This window comes from Paracoccaceae bacterium, from assembly GCA_033344815.1.
Classification (GTDB): domain Bacteria; phylum Pseudomonadota; class Alphaproteobacteria; order Rhodobacterales; family Rhodobacteraceae; genus Roseobacter.
The window spans coordinates 3,016,751-3,040,695 of the sequence record JAWPMR010000001.1; the positions used below are offsets into that span (position 1 = coordinate 3,016,751).

Here is a 23,945-nt window from a genome sequence, read left to right on the forward strand (position 1 = left end):
GAAGGTGACGTCGGTCGACGAAACATGAGTATGTAAAATTACCGGAAAATTCAGACTTCAACGGCCATGGTCAACTTGGTCTGGTCAGCATTTATCAACGATGGCTGTCTATTATTCGCGCCACTTTGGAGGCTCACAATATGGACAACAGGCTGCTTCACGATTTTGCTGAGATCGCCTCTGATTGGTTTTAGGAAACTGATGCACAGCATCGGTTCACCTTCTTTTCCGACCGCATTAGTGACGTGGTCGGCGTGCCTGCCAAAAACTTTCTCGGAAAGAGCCGAGTACAACTGCCGAGAGGCCAAATCAAAAAAGATCTATGGAAAGCGCATGTTGCCGACTTCGACTCGCGGCGGCCTTTTCGCGACTTTACATACCAGGCAATAAGACCCGATGATGGTTCTGTCTTCTGGGTCAGCACGTCAGGTCAGCCAGTCTTTTCCAAGGCGGGTCAATTTCTGGGATACCGCGGTACCGGGTCCGATGTAACCGCCGAAGTTTTGGCACGCCAACAATTGGAGCAATCGAACGCAGAGCTGAAAGAACGCAATGCTGAGCTTTTGAAAGCTAAATCTACGATTGAGAGAATGGCTTACGAAGACGCGCTGACCGGATTGAAAAACCGACGTGCTATGGAAGATGAACTCGGACGCAAAACGGGCCGAAACGGTTGTTCAACGACCGTGCTGCACATGGATCTGGACCGCTTCAAGCAAATCAACGATGCGCTCGGTCATGCTGCCGGGGACGAAGTTCTTCGCGTCGTCGCCGAAAGGTTGAGAGCTTGTTTTCCACCCCCGGCTTCTATTGGCAGGATGGGCGGTGATGAGTTCATCGTGCTTGTCCAGGGAGCGGACCCAGAGGCACTGCTGAATCAAACGAAACAAGCAATACACAATATCCGTCAAGCGATTGCACTTGGGGAGGGTTCGGTTAGTCCCGGTGCCAGCTTCGGCATTGCAATCAGCGAGACCTCAGAGGACAGCGCACAACAATTGCTCTCAAAGGCGGACCTCGCGCTATATGAGGCGAAGGCGCTTGGCCGCAACCGCGCAGAGATTTTTACACCTGAACTGCATGACAGGCTGGCACAGGAGAAGGAGCTGGCGAGAGACTTGCAGCTAGGTTTGCAAAGCAATGAAATCGAAGTCTGGTTTCAGCCGCAGATTGACGCCAGAACGGGCTGTATTTCGGGCGCGGAAGCATTGATGCGCTGGAATTGTCGGCAACGTGGTATCCTGGCGCCGGATCAATTCATGCCGACAGCGGAAACTTTGGGGATCATGCCTCAGATCGACGGTTTCGTGCTCAGAGAAGCACTGGCGTTCGCCTCACAGATGGCTGATATCGGCCACGCCCTGCCTCGCCTCTCCGTAAACGTCTGCTCGGATCGCCTGACCGATGGGAGCATTGTGGAGGATGTACGCGCTCTTTGGCTGGACAGACGAACACAATTATCTTTTGAGTTGGTCGAAACGGTGACATTCGACGGAGACATGAGTGAAATCATCAGGCACAATCTTGATCGATTGCGCGAGACTGGGGTCTCTCTGGAAGTCGATGACTTCGGCACTGGCCACGCCTCGATTACCGCGTTGTTACAAGTCGAACCTGATTTCCTGAAGATTGACCGATCTCTAATTGCAAATCTTTTGGTCGACTTGAATTGCCGCCGCCTTGTGACGCAAGTAATAGATATGGCAACGGCCATGAACATCGGCGTCATCGCTGCGGGTGTTGAAACTCAGGAACAAGTTGAGTGCCTTGCCGATCTTGGATGCCATCAACTACAGGGCTTTTACTATGCCGCTGCAATGTCAGCGCCTTGTTTCAGTGACTATGTAAAAGGTTTCCCAAAGCGGCTAGCTGCGAGAGCATAACATTGTTTTTCCGAGCACCAACGAATGGCAGGAAATTCATTGTATTGACAGTGTTGCCCACCGTAGAATGTCAGGTATCGAACCACGTGCTGTATTGAATTACAGTGCCCCGACCCAATGGCCCCACCCTGATGACCACGGTCTGATTGGTTCTGGTTTCGAGCTTGCAATTGCTGATGTATGTCCGGCTTCTTTCGGCGTCCTGACTTGTCAGCGCGACGAGCCCCCCTGGCTCGCTCCCAAGGCACCGTTCTCCACCCTGCCGATCCACACATCAGGTTCGAAAAGCAATGGGCGTGAGGCTTCTCAAACTTCTGGCAGATGCTGCAAGGTTCCGCGAATAGGCTTCATTTGTTGACACTTTGAGCTGTTCATCCGGACAACAACACGGGGGGATCCGGACGATATTCCTCTCCATAGCAAAGACGACTGGATAATCTGTATGGTCGTGTTGGCCAGCGCGACCGCGACGTCACTCGGATGCCGCCATTCCCGCATCCGACCGACCCTCTGGCCTCTGAGTTATGTCTTTGCGCCGGCCTCGGCAAGGACCGCGCGGGTGCCAACATTCAATAGGGTGAGAGCGGGCCAAAGTCAGCTTCGCAAGGCATTCAGCGTGATCGCCAAGCCGCCCGCATTACTTCGTTGTCTTGTCCAAATGAAGGCGTGGGTTTCCAGATTTGGCGCGCCCAGTCTCGAAGCAATACGGAAATCAAACACAATCAGCCCGAGACTTTGCGCACCGGTGGCGGCTGCCACGATCCGTCAATAAAATTACCTTTTGGGCAATAAAGACGCAGAGAATAATTCCACCCATCTGTAGTGGGCAGAAAATTGGGGATCACGTTTTCACACCCGCCGGTTTGAATTCTGGTGGTGCCGTCTTCGCTTTGATGTGCAGTAACGTTGTTCAGAGAATACGCACCACGGTCATTTTCTTCAAAAAAAATCTCTTTGTTGTAGATGCTAATCGACCAGAAACCATCGACGGGCACATCGCTCAAAACCATTTCCTGAACTGTCCCGGCGTCATTGTTTTCAGGATAGCCCGTGAAATACATTGCGGCTTCCTTCGGGTTCAATCCCCAACCGGTCGCCGTAGCCATCAGATGAGCGACCCGGTCGACATCATCGGCAGTTCCCATACGAACTTTGCCGGCAGTTACGCCAAGCACTGCAACGCGGCAAAGGCATCGCGCGCCACCTTCAGGCTTTCGCTATCCCCGGTCGGGGAGTTCGAATGTGCCATCCTGTGCCTGTTCAACTGTAATTGCATCCTGAGCGCCATGTGCTGCCTGAACGTCAGCCTCGTCGGTCGGGTCCACAAATGTACGGAATATCAGCGTGACGACGTTCTGCTGCGTCAATTCCAAGGTATTGCCGTAGATAACAAACGGCGTGACATGATCCTGCGAAATCACTTGCAACGATGGAAAGCGCGCGCCTTTCGTAGTTGGCATCGACACAGTCACAGGGCCTGCTGCCAGATCATGTATTGAGGAAGAATAAAACGTGTGTATGTTCATGCGAACAATGACCTGCTCATCAATGGGCGTTGTTGCACGACCATGCACGATTTTGTTCAAACCACCGTTTAGTCTGACGACATTCGAAAAATAGAAATCTGACTCGGCACGTGAAAAATTGAAGGCATCTACCTTTTACGGATCGGCTTGAGCAACGCCAGCCAGCATTCCAAGGGCAACAGCGGTGATTGGTGCTCTCTTCATTTTGCAATCTCAGGGTTTGGGAATGCCCATGTGCCATCAATGACTTCCTGACGAGGAAGGTACATGCGGATGGTGTAATTCCAGCCCTCGGGCGTGAACAACCAGTTGTCCTGACTTGGATCGCCACCAAAGTTGATTGTGAAACTGCCATCGTCACTGCGTTGTGCCGTCAGGTTGTTCAGGGAATATCCTGCATTCGGGTTTTTCTCGAAAAAGCCACTGCTGTTGTACATGCTGATCGACCAGAACCCGTCAACAGGCACATCTTTGACTGTGAGGCTGTAGGGCGTGCGCCCATCGTTTTCTTCTGGCGTCACATTTACAAAAAGAACTGCATACTCGGGCCCGCCACCCCAACCGCCGGCTGTACCCAGCAAATGACGTACGGCGTCAACCTCCTCCTTCGTGCCGAACATCATCCGGCTGTCGGGGACAAAAGGGGCCATGCCCAGAACGGCCTTGCGGATGGCGGCCAATTGCGCGGTATCCCAATTCGGCAAATCAAGAGAGCCCGGATTTGCCTGTTCCAGAACAACTTTATCTTGCAACGCGTGCGCGGCTTTGACGTCTTCGGGGTCGGCTGGGTTCACCAAAGTGCGCACGTTGACGTGCACGTATCGGCTGCCAACGGTGTCCTGTGACAGCTCATAAACACCTGGCTTGGCGACATCCTGAACGATGTAGTGATCCTGATTGATGATGCGAATGGACTGGAACCTGTCGGCTTCGGGCATGGTAATTGTCGCAGGCGTGGTCAGATCAAGCACGCCATAAGAATAAAGCGTGTCACGATTGGCACGCACCACTGGCTGCTTGTCTACGTCTACCGGTTCGCGATTATGCGCAATGGTGCCGAACGCCCCGATAGACTCGCGCTGGCGCAGATAGGTGTCGGTTTCCGCGCGAATAAAGCTGTCAATGTTGACCGGCATCTTAACCTCCTGTGCCGAAACTGCTGTGGCAAGCATTAGAACGAAGGCTAAAAGGGGTCGTTTCATGATCTCTCCATCACATATTTTTCACGCGGCGAATTCTGGGCGGAATGCCGCAGCGGTCACGCACTACTGAAGTTTAAGCTCTGACGCGCTGCGCTCAAAGTTTGAAGGTGGGTGCAGGCATAGGATCGCTTGCATGCCTTTCTCTGGTACTAAGCTCGCTAACGCACGAATAGGAAAACACTTTGCCTTTGTGCATCAGGGTTGGTTGGTACCGCGCATCATAGCGTCCATGATGGCGTCAACATCAGCATCAAAACTGGCCTGACGTGGTGGAAAACCTTCGAATGATCCGAAGAACTGACCAACCATCCCGATGGCAGGGGCAAGGGTCCAGGATCGGTTTTCCTGCCACTCGTCGAACCCGCGTGCTTCGTGAAATCGCTCGAACGGATCAAGTTTCAGGTTTGTGATGAGCGGTGTGACCAAATCATTCTGGATGCCGTTGAACCATTGGTCCTGCTCCTTGAACAGGAATTTCCAATCCGTGAAGCGCAAACCATGGAACGTCGTTTCCGTGAAGTAAAAGAATTCTCTGCGATTGCTCGGTCCAGTGCCTGTCAGAACGTCGCTTTGATCATACCCGTCAAGATGAACCCTATACGTCATGTCACCAACTTGCAGACCTTCGAGGAGGTCTTCCTTGAGGTCCGGTTGGCCCAACTGGGACAGAATGGTCGGCATCCAGTCTTCCAGCGCCATGAATTCTGCCGTGACGGATCCAGGCGCAACCAGCCCCGGCCATTTCACGGCAACCGGTATGCGGAAACCGCCTTCATAACCACCAACGCCTTTTTCGCCGCGAAAGGGTGTGTTGCCGCCGTCGGGCCAGCTGTTGGACGCGGGGCCATTATCCGTGTTGAACAGGACAACCGTGTTGTCCTCGATACCCAATTCGGCAAGCAGGTCGAGCAGCTCACCGACATCGTCATCGAGCTCCTTCATCCCGTCCGCATAAAGGCCATATCCGGTGATCCCGTCATATTCCTCACTCAGGTTGGTGCGGTAATGTATCCGGGTCGTATTGTGCCACACGAAGAACGGTTCGTCCGCCTCGACCGCCTCCGTGATAAACCGCCTGCTTTCTTGCAGAACTTCATGGTCCAGCGTGCGCTGGCGTTCCGACCCGAAGTTGCCCAGATCCTCGACGGTGATTGAGCCGTCGTCCTGCAGCACACTGTGGATCACACCGCGCTGTGCAAACATTTTGGCGACTTCAGGATCCTTGGGAAAATCTGTTTGTTCGACGTATTCGCCGGCGTTGAGGTGATACAATATGCCATAAAATTCATCAAATCCGTGGTTGGTCGGCAAATGTTCATCGCGGTCGCCCAGGTGGTTCTTGCCAAATTGACCTGTGCGGTAGCCCAGCGGCCGGATCAACTCCGCGATGGTAGGATCCTCCGATTGAAGACCCTGCGCGGCCCCGGGCAAGCCAACCGTGGCCAGTCCGGTCCGGATCGGATGCTGCCCCGTGATCAAAGCCGCGCGTCCGGCCGTGCAGGAGGCCTGAGCATAGTGATCCATAAAGAGCATGCCTTCTGCGGCGATCCGGTCAATATTCGGGGTCGATCCGCCCATCATGCCCCGGTGGTAGGCCGACACGTTCCACATCCCAACGTCATCCGCCGTAATAATCAGAATATTGGGACGGTCCTCTTGTGCACAAGCGACGGCGCTGAAAAGCAGAGTCGATGCTACTGTCATGGCAGAAAATAGGAATTTCATATTCTCTCTCCTAAAGGTTTCAATGCGGCACTGATTTCAAAACGCGCATTAGTCAGGCGTGAACCAGATGGGTGAGGTGTAAGCGCGTTCCTGTTGTTCCAAGGGGATGTCCGAGGGCAGCTCCAGATTGAAATGGACGGCGTCATATGCAGTCCAACGTGGCGTCGGGATTTCAATGACGCGCGCGTAATACGCCGCACTATGCGCTGCATCGAAATCTGGGTCCTGCCAAACCGCTCCAAGCTCCGAAGCGCCGATAGTGTTCGTCCAAGATGGGATGCTCAAGTCGACGGTGTTTCCCACGGCCGGTAGTTTGCCGTCATCACCCGGTATCCGCTCGTCCGACCAAGCAACATCATACACTTTTTCCTGCTGGGTACCGTCCTCTTCAAGCCACAGTTTGATGATTTGGACGCGATCTAGGTTTGCGCCCATGGGATCGCGCAAGGCGTAAACAAGGAAAGACGGAGATCCTTCACCTGCGGGAAGATCGGCGCCCATGGGCACGCCTTTCGCGTAGCCGATTTGAGCGAGATCTCGGCGCAACGCGTCGTCTTCCTCAAAGCTCCAGCCCCCAAAGAAGCGCACTCGGATACGCGGACCCGTTGTCGCATAGGCTTCTCGCCGTTCCATCGCGTCGAAAAGGGCGCCGCGCGTGTTTTCTTCGGCCCAGACGGCTGTCAAACCGGCGGTTATGTATTGCCAGGCGTTCAGTGCGATCGTGCCGTCTGCGTACCGTCGGCTGACGTGTGTGGCACGTTCCGGGCTGGGCTCATAGGCAGTGAATTTGCCAAAGAAATTGTCGTTGTCGGGCGTCGTCATGCCAACGTGGTTATCCGATCCGCCAACAAGGCCGAACTTGAACGGGTTGGCGCCAAGACTTTGTTCCAAGGCCATCCCGCGCAAAAGGCCGGATCGCACATACTCGCCGGGAAGCATCTCCGGTGTCTTGGCTTCGGTCGCATCAAGGTTTCCATAGTCCCATGTCTCGAAATCCGCGAATTCATCCTCAGTTGACAACATCGGGTGGGTTTCGCCATCGCCTTTGATCTGAACGGCCTCGTAAAGCCGTTCCCATTTCTGGCGTTCTTCTGCATATGACGCATCCAGCGGAGCACCTTCCGCAAAATCGTCCTGCATCGCGAACATCATACCGTTCGACACGTTGCCGTTGTGCGGGATGGCAACCACATCGCCACCGCTGACATCCTCATAGTTTTGCATCCATTTCCAGAGCTGACGCGGATCGGTGGATCCCGTTGGCGGGCTGGTCGTGTAAGGTACGATCTGCCCTGCCCGTTCTGGTCCATCGCGAAAAATCACGTTGCGGTGCAGGTTGTTGCCGGACACCAATGACGTCCACTCATAAGCGATGAAAGTCGTGAAAACCCCCGGATCGTTAAACTCTTCCGCTGCCGCCATGATATCGTCCCAGACGCGTGCATAGGCTGGCACGCCGGGCTGATAATTCAAAGCCGGGTCAAGCTCGCCATTCCCAAAGAGGCGAACAAGATCTTGCGCCGCCCGCAATGCATCCTCACCGCCTGCGTTGAAAGCTTCATTCAAGTCGCGTCCTTGTTCTGTTGCCATGATATTAGGCGCGCCGCCCAGAATGTCGGTAATCACGCCCATGCCATCGGAATGATCCGTGATCATGTAAAAGTCGAGCGGTTGGGAAAGTTTTGCCGGTTGCCCGGTGTTGGAGGTGACCTGATCCCCTCGGGCAAATCTGTAGGCATCACGCGGCAAAAGCCGAGTGCCGCCACCGCCGGCATCAGCAGAAAGCATTGTATGCACATGGGTATCGCCAAAATAGACATTGGTCGGGAAAGCGCGATCCGCATAGGGCGAGTACGGACGACCAGCAGGGCCAGACAATCCTTCCGGATCGATTGCGTCTTGGGCCTGCACCTCCACACTGAGTGTTGCAAGCAATGAAATCAGCAGGGTGCGTTTCACAAGCGTTTCCTTCTCTATCTTGGCAAAAGTACCTTGAACGTCAGTCCGAGAGTGTCTTCCGGTCCAATTCGATCATCATAGAAGTTGCGTTCATAGGACAGCTGGACCTGAAACGGCACCTGTCCGAGTTTGGTGAGTTTGGAGACTTTCACGCCAAGCGGAAGGCTGGTAAACTCACTGGCCTCCCAATCATAAACAAACGTCATATCGGAGGATCCGACAGACCAACCGTTCCCAAGTCCAACGTTCAGGATGGGTTGTATTGTTGAAATATTGACATCCGGGTCATCGTCGTCACCTGCAATTGTAAAGATGTTCTGGTTAAACAGCCCAAACAGGCCCCAACTCGGGCGCGCGACAAACCCCAAAGCAGGTCCCAGCCCCCATTTATCGGCCGTCAAATCAGAGGACCCGGTCGGCAATAAAGCCACGGCTCCAATCCCATACCGACCCCAGGATTGATCAAAGGCCGCAAGATTGAAAACTGTGATGTCCTGAAATCCGCTTTTTCCCGATGCCGTGTCAGTCGCATAAGGCAGCGTCACACGCGCGATGTTGTTAATACCACCGATCTGGAAAGGAATTGCAGCACGAAATTGCAGTATGTTTTGGTCCGCACCACTGTTGTGCAGGTTTGGTGAATAGAAGTTCTGCAATTGGAAAGACATCAATGACGCTGTCGGATCACTGGCCTGGCTTTGCAGACTTTGCTCCTGCGCATGTGCACTTTGTCCGGAAATCAATAGTGCGGCAGTCGCCACGGTGTTCAAGGCCGAGTAACGGCGTGATTTGGACATAGTTCACCACCCTTGCCAGAAATAATCCGACGCCCCCACATTCACTCAGTACGCAACACGTTTGACGCCGTTAACGAATCAAGAGTAGCACTGTTTGGGAGAAAGGTTTGTCCGCAAATAGACATTCTCTCTATCTGAAAGTGTATTTCCGATGGACCACAAAACCAAGGCGATACTAACGGAAGGGTGGTTAGCCCAATTTTCAGCCGCGTTTTCTGATGCTCTTCTGGCGGAAGGAACCCTAATGCGGATTGGTCGAGGCACGACTGTCTACAATGCGGGTGAAGATCATTGCTGCCTCTATGGCGTGGTCAAAGGCAGTTTGCGCTTCGTTATTACCATGAACGAACAGCCACCGCGTTTTGCGCATCTCGTCGGTCCAGGCACCTGGTTTGGCGAAAATGAGTTGGTATTGGGAAGATCTGCCATTCTCGAGGTGACAAGCGCGACTGATGCGACGCTGTTTCGCTTGAACCAGGTGCAATTTGAAAGGCTCTTGGAGTCTCATCCTGTAGGCTGGAGGGCGATTGCTGCACTGTCGACCATGAATGTAGGTTTGGCCATCGGTTCTGTGGACGATTTGATGATCCGCGACCCTCGGCAGAGGGTGTGCGCTGTGCTCCTGCGGCTGGCAGCACAGCCCAATGCGCCTCAAGGGCAGCCGCCTATGGACACACTCGCCTTGACACAAACCGATCTTTCCACTGCGGCGAACCTGTCGAGGTCAAAAACAGCTGAAATCCTGGGCTCGCTTGCCGCCGCGGGCGCCGTGGAAACGATCTACGGCGGACTCAAGATCGTAAGAGCGGAAATCCTTGAGACAGAACTCGCCAAAACCATGTAAGCACCGCAAGCGAACTTGTCATGGAAGGATTGCACATCAACATGGAAAGACGGGCGAGCGACCAAAGCGATGCTCGACCCTTTAACGCCGAGACTAGGTCTATGCAGATAAATCTCACATCCGCGTTTGCGCAAAATTCGTCCTTCATCTCGATGATGGCGGTCATCGGTTTTTTTGCATTGCGTTTCAACGTAGTAATTTTCACTCCCTTGGTCAGAACAACACAAGTCCTGCTGTCCCGCACCAGCATTGGCACACGCAACAAATTGGGTTTGTCTGCAAGGGCGCCTAGGCATCCGGGGGCCATTCATTGCGTCCGAAAATTGCATCTGGCGTTGTCTTACTCCCATACGTGCCGGCGAAACGCCCGCGCGCTTTACGTTTAGACCTTCGACTGACAACCAGCTCGCGACTCGTGCGGAAACAGAAGACACTATGTGGTTCGTCCTTTGGCGGGCTTATGCTTTGGATAAAAGGGTTTCTCTCGGCTAGACTCATGCACATGCAGCAAGTACCAGTTCAATGAAACGATGACTTGCCTACCAGTTGCCAGCTTTGTTGGCCAAACCCGCGCTGATCGATCAAGTGGGCACTGATGGCGCATTTCCTGAAAGGTTACTTTGCTGAAAGTTCCGCACCAAACATCCCACTCCAGTTGCAGATGTACTATGCCAACCGTTTCAGTCGAAAGAGCGATCATTGAATTTATCAAGCGTAACTCGAAAAGCCAAAGAGTGTTCGCCCCGGCGCGTCAATGGTTTCATTATCGCGCAACAGTCTTACGATATGAGTTCGGTCAAATAGACGATGTTTTCCGGCCGCTGTATTTTTTTGGCGGTGGTTTTCCTGGGCGAGGGCGGTGCGAGTGACGGGACGCGAGGTACCAGGATGCATGCGTGTTTTGACCGCCACGGGTGACCCTCTGATCCGGATGCGTAAGGCATTGCGGGGGCCTTCGATGCGGCGTCTTGAAAACCTTTGGCGCGCGCATCGCGCCATGATGCGGCAGGGTTCTGGCGATCAGCCTGTCAAAGCGGGCGCCCGTGATCCAGCCACCGGGGTGAGGCGGCGCGGTTCAAGAAATAAAAAATGTCGGTGTGTTTGCTGGCCTCACGCCACGACGCTCTCAATCCGGTGAAAGGGAGGGGGCAGGGCGCATCCCAAAAGGCGGGGATCGTGATCTGCGGCGGCCACCACATCAATCCCTCGAATCAAACAGCCATGATCCTTGCTGGCAGGGGCGACAGGCCGGCACCCGCGAAAAGGCTGCAAAAACCTGCCGCTGCTGCCGGGAAGATCGCGATCACCCTGCACTGAATCCGGCGCAATGAAACAGTTCATGACCCAAACATGGGGACTGCGGCGTGAGCAAAACAACCACCACCTGCCCGATAGATCATGTTGGCCGATCAAGCCGGCCTGTTGTGGCAGCGGTGGCACACTTCTGCCCGGGCTAATGCCATTCCGACTGATCAAACCCCGGACGCCCTCATCAAGCGCCAGGACCAACTTCACATAGACCCCCAAAGGATACGCAGCCCGAACACGTCACCCCCTCGCACTCACAGAACCGCTTGTCGCCCGGGGCATCGAAAACGGGTCCATGATCGTGATCTGTCGAGCAGATCAAAACGGTCATTCCGTCTCCAGTCGGTACTTGAGAAAAGCCGACCCATCAAAGTCCACCTCGCCGACAAATGTTGCCCCAAGTCTCTTCAGCCCACCCAGATTCCTGCGTGACAGCGGCAACAAAAACGTCACGAAAGAGCAAAACCGCAATGCCAACGTATCTTGAAAAAAACGATCTCTGCAGCAAACCGATGAACTTTGAGCACATAAGTCGACAGATTGAGCTCCCAAGAATCAAGATGGTCTACACCATTGGAATACATTCGATTTGTTCGAGAAATACGCATCGATAGACCCGTCCAGTATCCGCGACCTGCCCGCGAAACCGGCATCTATTTCACCGCAAACGCCATTCCGTCGCGCGTTTATCACCGCGGCAGTTTGGCCCAGTGTACAAAGCGTACCCCACTCTAACTCAGGGGTGTGACCGAAGATCATGAGAAAAGACAGCGGCAACGAGAATTTCGACGACGTGCAATCCTTTGGGTCGGCACGTCACTCGTGCTGCCACCGCTCCTCGCATCCTCATTGATCCAACTGTTTTACTAAAGGTTCGGTCCGTGATTGCGCTCTGGATCAACAACCAGTGCTGACTCGCGGCCTGCCCACACTGGACGCATGCGGTGCAGGCATGTGCTCTGCCTTGTCGCGACGGATTGACGCGAGGGTCATCTGCCACGGGTATTGTTCCGTATAGACAATAAAGGAGAAATAAAATGACGCACACTTCACGTGGCAGTACAATTTTGATCGTCGAAGATGATGATTGCTTGCGCGAACGCCTTGAGAAGGCCATGAGCAAACGCGGCTTTGCGGTGCGGAGCGCGTCTGGTGTGGCGGACGGGCTTGCCTCTCTGGCGGACAACATGCCCCAATACGCGATCATCGACCTTCGTCTTTTAGACGGTAGCGGCCTGGATGTCGTGAAAGCGTTGGAAGAACGAACGCCTGATGCCCGGGCGATTATCCTCACGGGATACGGAGACATTCCTACAGCCGTCGCCGCTGCGCGCATCGGTGCGGTGGATTATATCGCCAAGCCTGCCACTGCTGACGAGATCGTGGACGTCTTGATGACACCCAAGGATCAGACCCCACCGGCACCGGAACATCCAATTTCGCCCGAGGACGCTCGGGTCGAGCATATCGAACATGTTTTTCATAAGGCTGGTGACAACGTTTCCTTAGCTGCGCGCCTTCTGAATATGCACCGGCGCACCTTGCAACGGATTCTCAAACGTCACGGAGTATCGGCAAATGCGACGCAGTGAAACGGACCTGATCGTTTTGCAGGTCTCGACGGCCCGCCCTCCCCAAAAGGGCAGCGTTAAGTCTACTCGCCAACCGGACAAGCGCTCAGTTAGATTGAAAAGTATCGCCAATGCTGCGCCGCGAGAAGCGGGTTCAGTACGATCAACATGCGCATCAAGCGCCCTTTTGGCCCTCGGTTGAACGCGCGATGAGCAGCACACAGATTGACAGGCTCACCGCCTTGATACGCGGTGCTTTGCACCCCCCACCGGGCGGCAGGCGTATATTTGTGGCGCTGATGTTTGGCGCGTTGGTGCATGCTGTTTTCGCAGCTGCAGTCCTCGCAATGATACTGGCTATGTTTTTCGGGATGAGCCGTAGCTTGGGGACAGTCCAATGGCCATATGCAGCTTTCGCGAACGCCGTACTTGTCCTTCAATTTCCGGTAGTACACTCGTTGCTGCTGACGCGCAATGGAGGCCGCTTGCTGGCCGCCCTGATACCCGGGTCATACGGGCGCACTCTGGCGACGACGACCTATGCGATCATCGCTTCGGTTCAGCTTCTGCTGCTATTCGTATTCTGGAGCCCGAGCGGCATCATTTGGTGGCAAGCGGAGGGCATTGCGTTCTATGCAATCCTCTGCGCCTATGCAGCGTCTTGGGGCCTTTTGATCAAGGCCAGCTTCGATGCGGGAGCGGAGGTTCAGTCGGGTGCGCTCGGGTGGATGTCAATGATGCAGAATATCAAGCCGAAGTTTCCGGGGATGCCGACCAACGGGACGTTCCGGCTCATTCGTCAACCGATCTATGTGGCCTTCGCGCTGACGCTCTGGACTGTGCCGGTCTGGACTCCGGATCAACTGGCATTGGCCCTCACCTTCACGCTCTATTGCCTCGCGGCGCCGAAACTCAAGGAGCGCAGATTTGCCAGACGCTATGGCGCGCGCTTTCGCGCCTACCAGCGCAAGGTGCCATATGCGGTCCCGTACCTGACCCGGAGGAGCAAGAATGGCCGACGTGAAACGCAATAATCTGGAAATCTACGACGAGGTGGCTGCGCAGTGGTGGTCGGACGACATTCGCTGGGTACGCACTCTCAAGAACCTTGTGCCCGGACGTCTGGCATGGTTTGATCGCCATGTGGATTGGTCTGGGATCGAGGTCTTGGACCTCGGATGTGCCGGGGGATTCATGGCCGAAGCCCTCAGTGACCGCGGCGCACGGGTTACTGGCATAGACCCCGCAGCACAGGCCATCAAAGCCGCGCGCGGCCACGCGCAGATGTCAGGCAGATCTATTGAGTATGACGTCGGCGTGGGCGAGGATTTGCCCTATGATGACGCGCGCTTTGATGCTGTCGTTTGCGTCGATGTGTTGGAACATGTAACTGATTTGACCAAAGTGCTCGCGGAAGTTGAACGGGTCCTCAAACCGGGTGGCTTATTCCTTTTTGACACGATCAACCGCAACCCCATTTCGCGCTTGGGTGCCGTCATCGTGGCAGAAAACATCCTGCGCCTCTTGCCCAAAGGCACGCATGACCCAGCGCTTTTCATTAAACCGCGTGAGTTGCGTGTGGCGCTCGAGCGCGCGGCATTAACGCCGGGTCCCATGACAGGACTGGGTCCGCTTGGTATTAACCGACGCGGTGATCTGGTTTTTGGCCCTCTTCCCCTTAAAAGCGTCATCTACATGGGGCTTGCTCGGAAACCGAAAGGACCATTGTGACTGAGATAGCACTATTGACCACTGCGCTTTTATTTGGCGGCACCGTTCTTTACGCCTTTGGTTTCGCGGCGTTTGTCTTCAACACGCTCTCGGCAGAGATCGCCGGGCCGTTGATCCGCAGCGCATTCCCGCATTTTTACCTGTTTGTTCTGGCTACCTCAACGCTGGCGTGTGTTCTGAGCTTTTCCACCGACGCGATTTCCGCCTTGCTTCTGGCATTGATCGCGCTGACCACTCTTCTTGCGCGTCAGCTTCTGATGCCAGCGATTAACACGGCAACGGACGAAGGCGCGAAGTCTCGCTTCAAGATACTGCATACCCTGTCCGTTGTGATCACTTTGGCGCATATCGTTGCGGCGGCAGTCGTTATCGTGCGCCTCTCTAACGGATGAAAGAAACATTGCGGGTCAAACGGTGTGTTGCGCGCGCCTCATCGATGCTCGGGAACAATGGCAGCAAATCAACCGTTTGACCCGGTGATCCACCGCGTGTCTTATCTGATGTGCGTATTCCTGTACGCGAACAGTGGTACTCTCCATTGCATGACAGAGCATGAAGCGATTTGGCGGGACGAGACGTGCCATTGCAAACCATGCTGCAAACGGTGTCGGCCATAAGCTCATTTGCGGATCTCAGGTCCGAACTTTTGCATCTAAGATGGAGAGTTGAGCGTCTGCTGCGATCCCCTGTTCAGCCACAACGTCACGAAAGCCGCAGTTAGAACGTGGATATAGAAACCACCAGTATAGGGCCAACAGAATGGTGTTTGTGGGGAATACGGTTCCCTTATGGCCGCAAGAGACGATTGCCGATCGATCAATGTTTGAAGGAATTGTGGCATGTCATTGGGGCCCCGCAGGATGCGTAGGCAAAGTCTCCCGACTGACGTCCACTAACACAACCCAACCGATCAGCGTGACCGAAATAGCTGACCAAAAAAATCACACGTCCGTCTGCTGAAATCGCTTATGTCGTCTTTTTTCCGCAGTGGCACAGTGCCCAAGGATTGCTGCATTTAGAGTTCGCCTATCAAATAGGATTACATATGTTGCCGCAGGCTTTTTCGGTACGTCATCGAAGACATAGCCTCCTTTTAACTCCCACTTGCGCGTTGTTTCCTCAAGGATCCGATACATAACCTGACGCGCGTTTTTCTCAGTTTTTTGCACCAAGGGCCCTAATTCCAACAAGCCTGTCACGGCAACCCGATTGAAAATGACCGCCTTTTCGATAGCGGTGAACTGCAAGAGTAAGCAGGCAGTATCATTAAGCGCGGCCGCCAAGTCGGATTGCCCGGATATTGCGGCCTTCGGAATTTCGCGGACAGTTTTCGCATTCGATGCGATAAGCGTGCTGAACAGCGCCTGCTTGTTTGCATGCCGGGCATCAAGCGTTTCGTTTGACGCTTTCGCGCGTCTCGCGATTTGCAAGATGTTGGCCTTCTTGTAGCCCATCTGTTCCAAGACCTCAAAGGCTGCCGTCTCAATCTGGGCGCGGCGGGTGTCTTGTTTTTCCATGCTGGTATTCCCATCCCGAGTGACTTGGCAGGAATTGTGCATGCGTTTACGGGTTGGAGACATGAAAAGAAAACAGACATAGGTGCCATTAGGTGGATCGTGATGGGCAGTGCAGGTTTTGTCGGTGCCTTGGCCGTCACAACCACAATCGAAAGCTGGACAATCCGGCGTGAAATCAACGCATTTGAGGCCCAGGTTTCAGTCATCGGCGCAGAAACGCCAGAGCTCAGTCTTGACCAAAGTGAGTTAGCAGATCTGCCACCCCCCTGTGGCGCTACATTGAATTCACTTTCCCCGATGACATAGCTGATCACCGCATTGTGCGCATGACAGCTGAAGGGTAGTTCCGCCGCCCATTGACCGAAGTTTTCAGCTTTTCCACCTCCGAGCAAGTGATCGCGCTGCGCGAACCCGCACTGATGTTTTCGGTGCAAACGCCAGTTGTTTCGAGCATTTTGACGCAGACTTGTGGCTTTTTCGTCAAGGGTGAGATGGAAATCAAGGCAAAATACGCTCAGTTATGACCGTTTTGGATGAGAGCGAAACATCCGAACTGAATGAGATTTCACTCAGGCGATGGTTGTTGGAAAGCGTGCTGGTCCCACAAGGGCTTTTGCCTGCCGGGCCTGTCACTTGGCATGTACTCTACGAAAAATGTGCCCACGCGTAGGTGCAGGCCAATGGATTGCGTGTTTCCATGAAAGCGTGTTTCGATCAAAAGGTGCGCATGACCCATAGGATTGCCAAAGAGGATCGCGATCTGACGCCAGCTTATCATGGGTCAGGTGAACATGTCGCCCGCTCTGTCTACCGCTATCTCTCCGCCGTCATGATCCCCCATAAGTGCGTCATCTTCCGCTATGAGAATGGCGAAACCTATCCCTTCCTTGATGCCCGTATCACCGCCATCACCTTTGGACAGATTTGTGAAAAGGAGTAGTACGACTTTGATCAAAACACTGATCAGCCGGACTGCCAGTGCGGCCTCTAAAAGACATATCGCGAAAACAAAAGTATGATCTCGGACCACACTGTATTACGATAGGTTCTGATTATCGCTGAACATCGCGACGCATCCTTCGGCAATCGTCACGATACGCGCTCCAGGCTGTTGGGCTGCATACAAATCAGATCGACTCGCTTTACAGCTACGTCGTCCCGCACTAACTTACTCAAACGCGATGGGCGCTGCTGCTCAACGACGACGTTGCTTGGGAAACCGGCACCACATATCAAGTTTTTTTGTAATTGCATGGGCGGGATTGGCCGGGCGTTATTTCATGACCTTTGACGAGAGTGATGAAGTTACTTCGATGGTCGGGAAAAAATACTCATGGAAGGCAACGAGAATATGCAGCACGAGGTTGGTCTGAAGTCCGAAAATCAGGATATTGGCGGTTTCACAGTCCCTGTAGAATGGACGATAGATGGCATGATGAGCAATTGCGATTCCGAGATTGTCGAATTGCGCGTTCTTGTGAATCTGTGAGGACAATTGCGTAATGCACGAGCGTTTACTTAAGCGCAGGACCCAAAGATCTGCTTGGCAAGGTGAAGTATGAGGTCATGTCGGCCAGAATTGAGCATTCATGGCCACAGGCGCTGCCTCCCAGCGATGCGTGCACTGCCTTTCGGGCGTGCGCGCAAGCCGCCCATCTTTTTGCAGGTTGTACAGCCGCCATGCTTGTTGCAGTTTTACTGGCCCGTGCAACGGTCACAACACGCCAAGGCTTGTGGTACGATCATCGCAAAAGTCGTTCGCAGAAAGGATGGATCAGCTCGTTCGAGATTTCAGGCAGATCCAGATCCTATCTCGATTTCACATCCTCGACAAAACTGATGATGCGCGAATTAGACGCCAAACCCGGTGACCAGACCATGAGTGGGTCAGAGGCGATGGCAAAATAACTCCCGCGCGCGCGACGACGACTTCACGGATGGCTGGCCTTCCCTTGTGAACCCATCCTCAATCCCGAACCGTTCCATTGCAGGACCGACACTCCCGTAATGCGGTCCTCCAACATCGTTCTCAAGTGATCCGGTGGTTTGGTCCGGCCGTCTCCAATCCCTTGCAATGCAATTGAAAACGGCTATCGTCGGGAAAAAAGACATTTGTTCAGTGCTAGAATTTGGTGCGGGACCGCGAAAATAATAATGGGCGAATAAGGCCTGCCAACATTAAGTGGAGGAAATAGAATGATGACTTTCAAGAGGGCCATTGCGCCTTCCGTACTGGCGTTTGCAATGATGGCCGGTGCGGCCCATGCCGCCCCGAACTCGGTTTCCGGTCCGGGGTTTGATCCCGGGTGCTTTGCGCCTTGGAATGACGAGATCGGCTACTTCCAGTGGGACAAACGCGAAGGCCCGCATAAGATTGCCATCGTGAATGGCTTTGTCGGCAATACATGGCGGATCCAGATGATCCAGACCGCCAAAGCCTATGCCGCCCAGCCCGACATCGCCGCACAGATTGAGGACTTCAAGGTCGTTTCAACTGGAACTGACGTGGCTGCACAATTGGGTGCAATCGAGGATTTCATCAATCAAGGATATGATGCAATTGTTACGATCGCCGTGTCCCCCGAGGGTTTTGACCGTGTGATCCGCTTGGCGGATCGCAATGATGTGGTCGTCGTCCCCTTCGATAATGTGCTCGACACCGACAAGGTGATGCAGGTCAACAAGGACCAGCTGGAGATGGGCCGCATGTATGGTCGCTGGCTGCTGGAGCAATTCGGTGACAAGAGCGAAGGCAAGATCCTCGAAGTGCGCGGCCTTCCGGGCAACTCCGTGGACCGCGACCGCAATATTGGTTTCCACGAGATAATGGATGCCTCTGGCGGCAACTGGGACATCATCGAAGTTGTTGGGAATTGGGATGATGGCACCGCGCAAAAAGTGACCGCGGATGCCATTGCTGTGCACAGCGAGTTTGATGGTGTCGTTGTTCAAGGCGGGACCACGGGTGCCGTGCGCGCCATGCTTGACGCCGGTCACCCAATGGTGCCACTGGCGGGCGAAGCTGAAAACGGTTTCCGCAAAATCCTCGCGGAAGAGGCGGACAACGGCTTGAAAGCCATATCCATCGGCCAGTCACCGGGCATGGTTTCGGTGGCGATGAAAGCGGCCCTCGCAGCGCTGGATGGTCAGGTCATGCCACAGTTGATTTCAATTCCGATCCCATCGACGCGCTATGATGAGCTTGAAGCGGGCAAGAACTACTGGCCGGACCTGACGGACAACTTCTTTACCGTCAACGAGTTTCCGGCCTGTGGTGTCAACATCACGGCACGGGAAATCATGACCAACGACGCCGAAAATCTCGATTAATAAATTATAACGCCGCCGGTCTTTTGGTCCGGCGGTGTTCTTTTACCCCTTTAAGGGTTTCGGGAAGTAGATGTCGAAAATGCCACGCGATACCACTCAATCTCATGTGCAACTCACCGGGATCACCAAACGCTATGGTGGCGTGACTGCGCTTGATAATATCGATTTCTCCTGTGAATTGGGGTCCGTGCATGCCGTGCTTGGCGAAAATGGCGCAGGTAAATCGACGCTCATTAAAATCATGTCCGGTGTGGTGCAGCCTGACGAGGGCGAAATGCACCTTAATGGGCAACCCGTCAGTTTTTTGCATCCCGCGGCAGCGAACGCAGAGGGCATTGTCTGCATCTTTCAGGAACTGTCGCTGCTGTCTGACTTGTCCGTTGCGGATAACATTTCAATCGCCGATCCTCCGCGCCGGTTCGGCCTGATCGACGCAAAAGCACAGCGTAGGCGCGCCGAAGAACTGTTGGCGCGGATCGGCTGCGAAGACGTCAATCCAATGTCGCGCGTCCGCGACCTGCCTTTGTCGCGCAGGCAGATGGTGGAAATAGCAAAGGCGCTGGCCAAAGATCCCAGTGTTCTGATCCTTGATGAAGCAACCTCCGCTCTGACCGCAGCCGATGTCGAAACGGTTTTTGATATTCTGCGACGCTTGAAAGCAGACGGGATTTCCATTCTCACGATTTCTCACAGGATGCACGAAATCGAAGCCATCGCAGATAGGTGTTCGGTGTTCCGCAATGGTCAGCACATTGAGACGTTTAATCAGGGCGCACGTTCTGAAAGCGAAATCGTGCAGATGATGATCGGGCGGGAAATCACAGCGCATTTTCCACCCAAACCGCCGCCACCCGAGGCCGCTGAACCAATGCTGCAACTACAAGACTACTCATGGGAGGACAGGCTCAAGTCAATCAGCCTCACCGTTGGGGCCGGTGAGATTGTGGGTCTCGGCGGGCTCGATGGGCAAGGCCAAAAGGAATTGCTGCTCGGATTGTTTGGTGTGCTCAAAGGCACAAGTGGCAAAGTCACTGTACAGGGAAAAGACGTTGAAATCCGCTCGCCGCAGGATGCGAAAAAAGCGGGTGTAGATTTGGCTCTGATCCCTGAAGATCGCAAGACCGAAGGCCTGATGTTGCCGATGTCGATTGCTGATAACCTCACAATCGCGTCGTTAAAACGTCTCTCGAATGGACCGTTTGTCGATCAGAATGCCCTCGTGGCAGCAGTCGATGACGGTATTCAACGCATGCAAATCAAGGTCGGGTCCACCTCCGATCCGGTGTCGACCCTGTCGGGGGGTAATCAGCAAAAAGTGGTGATTGCCAAATGGCTGATGACGGACCCTAAAATTGTGCTGCTGAACGATCCGACACGCGGCATTGACGTAGGCACCAAGCAGGAAATCTATCGTCTTTTGCGCGAGCTTGCCGATACCGGAGCTTCCATCATCTACTACTCGACGGACTACGAAGAGCTGATCGGCTGCTGTGACCGCGTCGCTGTCATGTATGACGGCGAGATCGTGCGCGAACTTCAGGGCGAGGACATAAACGAGCGCAATATCATCGCGTCGGCACTCAAAATGGATAAGGCGGCGGAATGAACGACCTCAGAATTAGGCTCTCACAAAACGCGGCTTTGTTGACGGCGATCGTCGTCTTCATTCTGTTCTATGTGTTTTACAACATGAACCATCCGCGCGGTTTTTCCGCAGCGGTCCTTATTCAGAACTCGAACGAGGTCTTCACACTGGCGATGGTGGCCATGGCGCAAACCGTACCGGTGTTGATGGGTGGCCTTGATCTGTCGGTCGGGGCGATCATGACACTGGTGAACACCATTGCGAGCCATCTTTTGAACGGCAGCCCCATGCAAATGATGTTTGGGATGGTCCTGAGCCTTGCCGCCGGTGCCGCCTGTGGTTTCGTGAACGGCTGCATCGTCGTTTATGGGCGCATCCAACCGATCATCGCAACGCTGGCGACAGGTGCGATTTTTCTGGGTTTGGCGCTGTTTCTACGCCCCTCGCCGGGGGGTAACGTTGACGGCGATCTGTCATGGGCCGCGACAAATGACATCTACGAAATTGCGGCCACTTACGGTTTTGCGCAAAACGGAGAAGCCGCTTGGTTTCAGCCGATAGCATGGATCCCTGTGCCGCTCTTGCTCCTCTTACTGGTGGCGGTCGTGGTCTGGCTGCCCTTCGCACGGTCGGTCACAGGACGCACAGTCTATGCCGTGGGATCAGGCGAAGGCGCGGCCTATATGTCCGGGCTCTCAATTGACCGCGCCAAGATCGCGGCCTTTACCCTTGGGGGCTTTTTTGCCGGGATTGGCGGGCTTTACCTGACGCTTCAAACATCTTCCGGAAATGCCGATATCCCCCAAGCCGGAGCCTATACGCTCAATTCCATTGCGGCGGTGGTGATTGGCGGTACGTCCTTGCTCGGTGGTGTCGGCACGGCCATCGGGTCGATTTTTGGCGCTCTGATCCTGCGCACCATTTCGTTCAACTTCCGGATTTTCGAAATTGATCCGCTGATGCAACCGCTCTTTGAGGGCGTGGTCTTGCTTGCTGCGGTCAGCTTGGGCGCGTTCAGGGTCTTACGCGTCAAGAATACATTGGAGTTGTTCCGATGACGATGGCATCTCAAGACCGCACCGAGGCCCGCTTTAAAATCAGCGAGGACAACAAACCAATCGCCATGTCCGCAGGCTTCATTCTTGTGATCCTCGCGGTCGGCACAGCCTACACGCTGTGGACCCAAGGCACGGCCACCCTGCTCTCCCCAGAATATCTCTTGCAACAACTCCAGGTCGGCGCATTTCTGGGGGTTGTGGCTGCGGGTATGATGCTGGTCATTCTGCTCGGTCATATTGATCTGTCGATCCCCTGGACCATTGCCGCAGGTGCCATGATGGCCACGACCGTTGGTGGATCAATGGCCATCCCGGTGGGCCTGGCGGTGGGGCTGCTGGTGGGCCTCGTGAATGGCCTTGGCGTTGCTTACCTGCGCATCCCGTCCATGATTTTCACCCTTGGCGTGAACGCGGTGATGCGCGGCCTCATGGTCGCCCACACAGGTGGTTTCGCCCCGCAAACCGCCGCCACCGACCTTATGCAGTACCTTGCGGTGGGCAAGATTTTGGGCATTCCCGTTGCCCTGATGGTCTGGGCGCTTGTCTCCGTTGGCGTTATGCTGCTCTTGCAGCGCACCGCTGTCGGCAAAAGCATCTACGCCATCGGCAACAAGGAAGCCGCCGCCTATCTGGCCGGGGTGCCGACAAAATTTGTCATTGTGGCTGCATTCTGCCTCTGTGGTATGCTCGCAGGCCTCTCTGGCACATTGTTGGCCGGGTATTCGACCAAGGCCTATCAGGGCATGGGCGATGCCTATCTCCTGCCCGCAATTGCCGCCGTCGTGATTGGTGGAACACATATTCTGGGCGGTCGGGGGCGGTATCTGGGAACGTTGATTGGTGTAATCCTGATCGTGCTGCTGAATTCGGTCCTGTCCATCATGCAAATGCCGGAATCGGGACGTCAGGTGATCTATGGGAGCGTGATCATCTTTATGTTGCTGGCCTATGGGCGCGGTCGAAAGGTCACAAGTTAGGGAGGAAAGCCAATGCTCACCGAAGCCTTTGAGGTGATCGACAAAAGGTTCACGCGCTATGCGATGCCGAATGTTCACATGGAAACCCTATATAGCGGGACACGCTGGGCGGAGGGTCCTGCCTATTTCGCAGCCGGGAAATACCTGATCTGGTCTGACATCCCCAATGATCGTCTCCTGCGCTATGATGAAACCGACGGGTCGGTCTCGACTTTCCAGCAGCCCTGCCGCAATCACAATGGACATACTGTCGACCGGGAAGGCCGTCTGGTCGCCTGTGAACACCGTGGCCGCTGTGTCAGCCGGATCGAATTCGACGGATCCGTAACCATTCTCGCGGATCGCTTTGAGGGCAAGCGTCTGAATTCACCCAATGATGTGATCGTGAAATCCGATGGCTCCATTTGGTTCACCGATCCAACCTATGGCATCGACAGCGAATATGAAGGGGACAAGGCTGAGGCTGAGATCGACGGGTCTTATGTCTTCCGGATTGATCCACAAACTGGCGAGGTTACGGCCGTCATAACCGATATGGTGAAACCGAACGGCTTGGCCTTCTCTCCTGATGAGAGCCTGCTTTATGTTGCCGACACTGGTGCAACCCACGTCGAAGATGGCCCGCAACACATTAAGACCTTTGCCGTGAAAGATACCGGCTCAGTGTCGGGTGGCGACGTTTTTGCGACCAGCGATGTTGGGTTGTTTGATGGGTTCCGCTTAGATGTCCACGGCAATATCTGGACCTCTGCGGGCGACGGTGTCCACTGCTATACACCCGAAGGCGACTTAATCGGGAAAATCCTCACCGGTGAGGTCGTTGCCAACGTGGAGTTTGGCGGCATTAAGCGCAACCGCCTGTTCATCTGCGCGACGACAACGCTGCGCGCCGTTTACCTAAACACGCAGGCCGCACGCCGGCCCTGATTCAA

At 54.5% G+C, this 23,945-nt stretch carries 24 protein-coding genes; 17 read left to right on the forward strand and 7 right to left on the reverse strand.

Annotated features, from left to right (window positions below):
- Positions 1–590: 590 nt before the first annotated feature.
- The gene (locus R8G34_13895) at positions 591–1,883 is read left to right on the forward strand and encodes a bifunctional diguanylate cyclase/phosphodiesterase (protein ID MDW3223956.1); all 1,293 of its coding nucleotides are present in this window, start codon (positions 591–593) and stop codon (positions 1,881–1,883) included.
- Positions 1,884–2,605: 722 nt separating this feature from the next.
- Here the strand turns inward: R8G34_13895 and R8G34_13900 are convergent.
- The 6 genes from R8G34_13900 to R8G34_13925 all read right to left on the reverse strand — a co-directional run bounded on the left by R8G34_13900 (position 2,606) and on the right by R8G34_13925 (position 9,092).
- The gene (locus tag R8G34_13900; protein ID MDW3223957.1) at positions 2,606–3,028 is read right to left on the reverse strand and encodes a DUF1214 domain-containing protein; all 423 of its coding nucleotides are present in this window, start codon (positions 3,026–3,028) and stop codon (positions 2,606–2,608) included.
- 72 nt (positions 3,029–3,100) lie between these two features.
- Positions 3,101–3,457: a DUF1254 domain-containing protein gene (locus tag R8G34_13905; protein ID MDW3223958.1), complete on the reverse strand. Its 357-nt coding sequence runs from the start codon at positions 3,455–3,457 to the stop codon at positions 3,101–3,103.
- Between the two features lie 152 nt (positions 3,458–3,609).
- Positions 3,610–4,611 (reverse strand): DUF1214 domain-containing protein, encoded by a 1,002-nt coding sequence (locus R8G34_13910; GenBank protein ID MDW3223959.1) that lies wholly within the window; start codon positions 4,609–4,611, stop codon positions 3,610–3,612.
- Between the two features lie 195 nt (positions 4,612–4,806).
- Entirely contained in the window at positions 4,807–6,336 is a 1,530-nt protein-coding gene (locus R8G34_13915; protein ID MDW3223960.1) for an arylsulfatase, read from the reverse strand.
- A 48-nt stretch (positions 6,337–6,384) separates the two neighbouring features.
- Positions 6,385–8,295, reverse strand: a complete 1,911-nt coding sequence (locus tag R8G34_13920) for a DUF3604 domain-containing protein (protein ID MDW3223961.1) — start codon at positions 8,293–8,295, stop codon at positions 6,385–6,387.
- A 14-nt stretch (positions 8,296–8,309) separates the two neighbouring features.
- On the reverse strand, positions 8,310–9,092 hold the full coding sequence (locus R8G34_13925) for a hypothetical protein (GenBank protein ID MDW3223962.1): 783 nt from the start codon (positions 9,090–9,092) through the stop codon (positions 8,310–8,312).
- Positions 9,093–9,243: 151 nt separating this feature from the next.
- Here R8G34_13925 and R8G34_13930 point away from each other — a divergent pair, with 151 nt between their 5' ends.
- The 6 genes from R8G34_13930 (at position 9,244) to R8G34_13955 (ending at position 14,938) form a co-directional block, all read left to right on the forward strand.
- Entirely contained in the window at positions 9,244–9,936 is a 693-nt protein-coding gene (locus R8G34_13930; protein ID MDW3223963.1) for a Crp/Fnr family transcriptional regulator, read from the forward strand.
- Between the two features lie 1,097 nt (positions 9,937–11,033).
- Entirely contained in the window at positions 11,034–11,267 is a 234-nt protein-coding gene (locus tag R8G34_13935; protein MDW3223964.1) for a transposase, read from the forward strand.
- Positions 11,268–12,281: 1,014 nt separating this feature from the next.
- On the forward strand, positions 12,282–12,836 hold the full coding sequence (locus R8G34_13940) for a response regulator (GenBank protein MDW3223965.1): 555 nt from the start codon (positions 12,282–12,284) through the stop codon (positions 12,834–12,836).
- A 188-nt stretch (positions 12,837–13,024) separates the two neighbouring features.
- On the forward strand, positions 13,025–13,849 hold the full coding sequence (locus R8G34_13945) for an isoprenylcysteine carboxylmethyltransferase family protein (GenBank protein ID MDW3223966.1): 825 nt from the start codon (positions 13,025–13,027) through the stop codon (positions 13,847–13,849).
- Entirely contained in the window at positions 13,827–14,546 is a 720-nt protein-coding gene (ubiG, locus tag R8G34_13950) for a bifunctional 2-polyprenyl-6-hydroxyphenol methylase/3-demethylubiquinol 3-O-methyltransferase UbiG (protein MDW3223967.1), read from the forward strand. The genes R8G34_13945 and ubiG overlap by 23 nt, the downstream gene beginning before the upstream one ends.
- The gene (locus R8G34_13955) at positions 14,543–14,938 is read left to right on the forward strand and encodes a DUF4149 domain-containing protein (GenBank protein ID MDW3223968.1); all 396 of its coding nucleotides are present in this window, start codon (positions 14,543–14,545) and stop codon (positions 14,936–14,938) included. The genes ubiG and R8G34_13955 overlap by 4 nt, the downstream gene beginning before the upstream one ends.
- A gap of 549 nt (positions 14,939–15,487) precedes the next feature.
- Here the strand turns inward: R8G34_13955 and R8G34_13960 are convergent.
- On the reverse strand, positions 15,488–16,063 hold the full coding sequence (locus R8G34_13960) for a TetR/AcrR family transcriptional regulator (protein MDW3223969.1): 576 nt from the start codon (positions 16,061–16,063) through the stop codon (positions 15,488–15,490).
- 102 nt (positions 16,064–16,165) lie between these two features.
- Here R8G34_13960 and R8G34_13965 point away from each other — a divergent pair, with 102 nt between their 5' ends.
- The 10 genes from R8G34_13965 to R8G34_14010 all read left to right on the forward strand — a co-directional run bounded on the left by R8G34_13965 (position 16,166) and on the right by R8G34_14010 (position 23,940).
- Entirely contained in the window at positions 16,166–16,369 is a 204-nt protein-coding gene (locus tag R8G34_13965) for a hypothetical protein (protein MDW3223970.1), read from the forward strand.
- Positions 16,370–16,455: 86 nt separating this feature from the next.
- Positions 16,456–16,587: a hypothetical protein gene (locus tag R8G34_13970; GenBank protein ID MDW3223971.1), complete on the forward strand. Its 132-nt coding sequence runs from the start codon at positions 16,456–16,458 to the stop codon at positions 16,585–16,587.
- Between the two features lie 203 nt (positions 16,588–16,790).
- Positions 16,791–17,003, forward strand: a complete 213-nt coding sequence (locus R8G34_13975) for a hypothetical protein (GenBank protein ID MDW3223972.1) — start codon at positions 16,791–16,793, stop codon at positions 17,001–17,003.
- 393 nt (positions 17,004–17,396) lie between these two features.
- Positions 17,397–17,552 carry a hypothetical protein gene (locus R8G34_13980; GenBank protein MDW3223973.1) on the forward strand — a complete coding sequence of 52 codons (156 nt, stop codon included), beginning with the start codon at positions 17,397–17,399 and terminating at the stop codon, positions 17,550–17,552.
- Positions 17,553–17,743: 191 nt separating this feature from the next.
- A complete protein-coding gene (locus R8G34_13985) occupies positions 17,744–17,971 on the forward strand; it encodes a hypothetical protein (protein MDW3223974.1) in 228 nt (75 codons plus the stop codon).
- A 288-nt stretch (positions 17,972–18,259) separates the two neighbouring features.
- Complete coding sequence (locus R8G34_13990) at positions 18,260–19,393, forward strand: sugar ABC transporter substrate-binding protein (GenBank protein ID MDW3223975.1); 1,134 nt, start codon at positions 18,260–18,262, stop codon at positions 19,391–19,393.
- 79 nt (positions 19,394–19,472) lie between these two features.
- Positions 19,473–20,999, forward strand: coding sequence for a sugar ABC transporter ATP-binding protein (locus R8G34_13995; protein ID MDW3223976.1), 1,527 nt, complete (start codon positions 19,473–19,475; stop codon positions 20,997–20,999).
- Positions 20,996–22,036 carry an ABC transporter permease gene (locus tag R8G34_14000; protein MDW3223977.1) on the forward strand — a complete coding sequence of 347 codons (1,041 nt, stop codon included), beginning with the start codon at positions 20,996–20,998 and terminating at the stop codon, positions 22,034–22,036. Before R8G34_13995 ends, R8G34_14000 begins: the two co-directional genes overlap by 4 nt.
- Positions 22,033–23,013: an ABC transporter permease gene (locus tag R8G34_14005; protein MDW3223978.1), complete on the forward strand. Its 981-nt coding sequence runs from the start codon at positions 22,033–22,035 to the stop codon at positions 23,011–23,013. Before R8G34_14000 ends, R8G34_14005 begins: the two co-directional genes overlap by 4 nt.
- Before the next feature lie 12 nt (positions 23,014–23,025).
- Positions 23,026–23,940 carry an SMP-30/gluconolactonase/LRE family protein gene (locus tag R8G34_14010; protein MDW3223979.1) on the forward strand — a complete coding sequence of 305 codons (915 nt, stop codon included), beginning with the start codon at positions 23,026–23,028 and terminating at the stop codon, positions 23,938–23,940.
- The last annotated feature ends 5 nt before the right edge of the window (positions 23,941–23,945 follow it).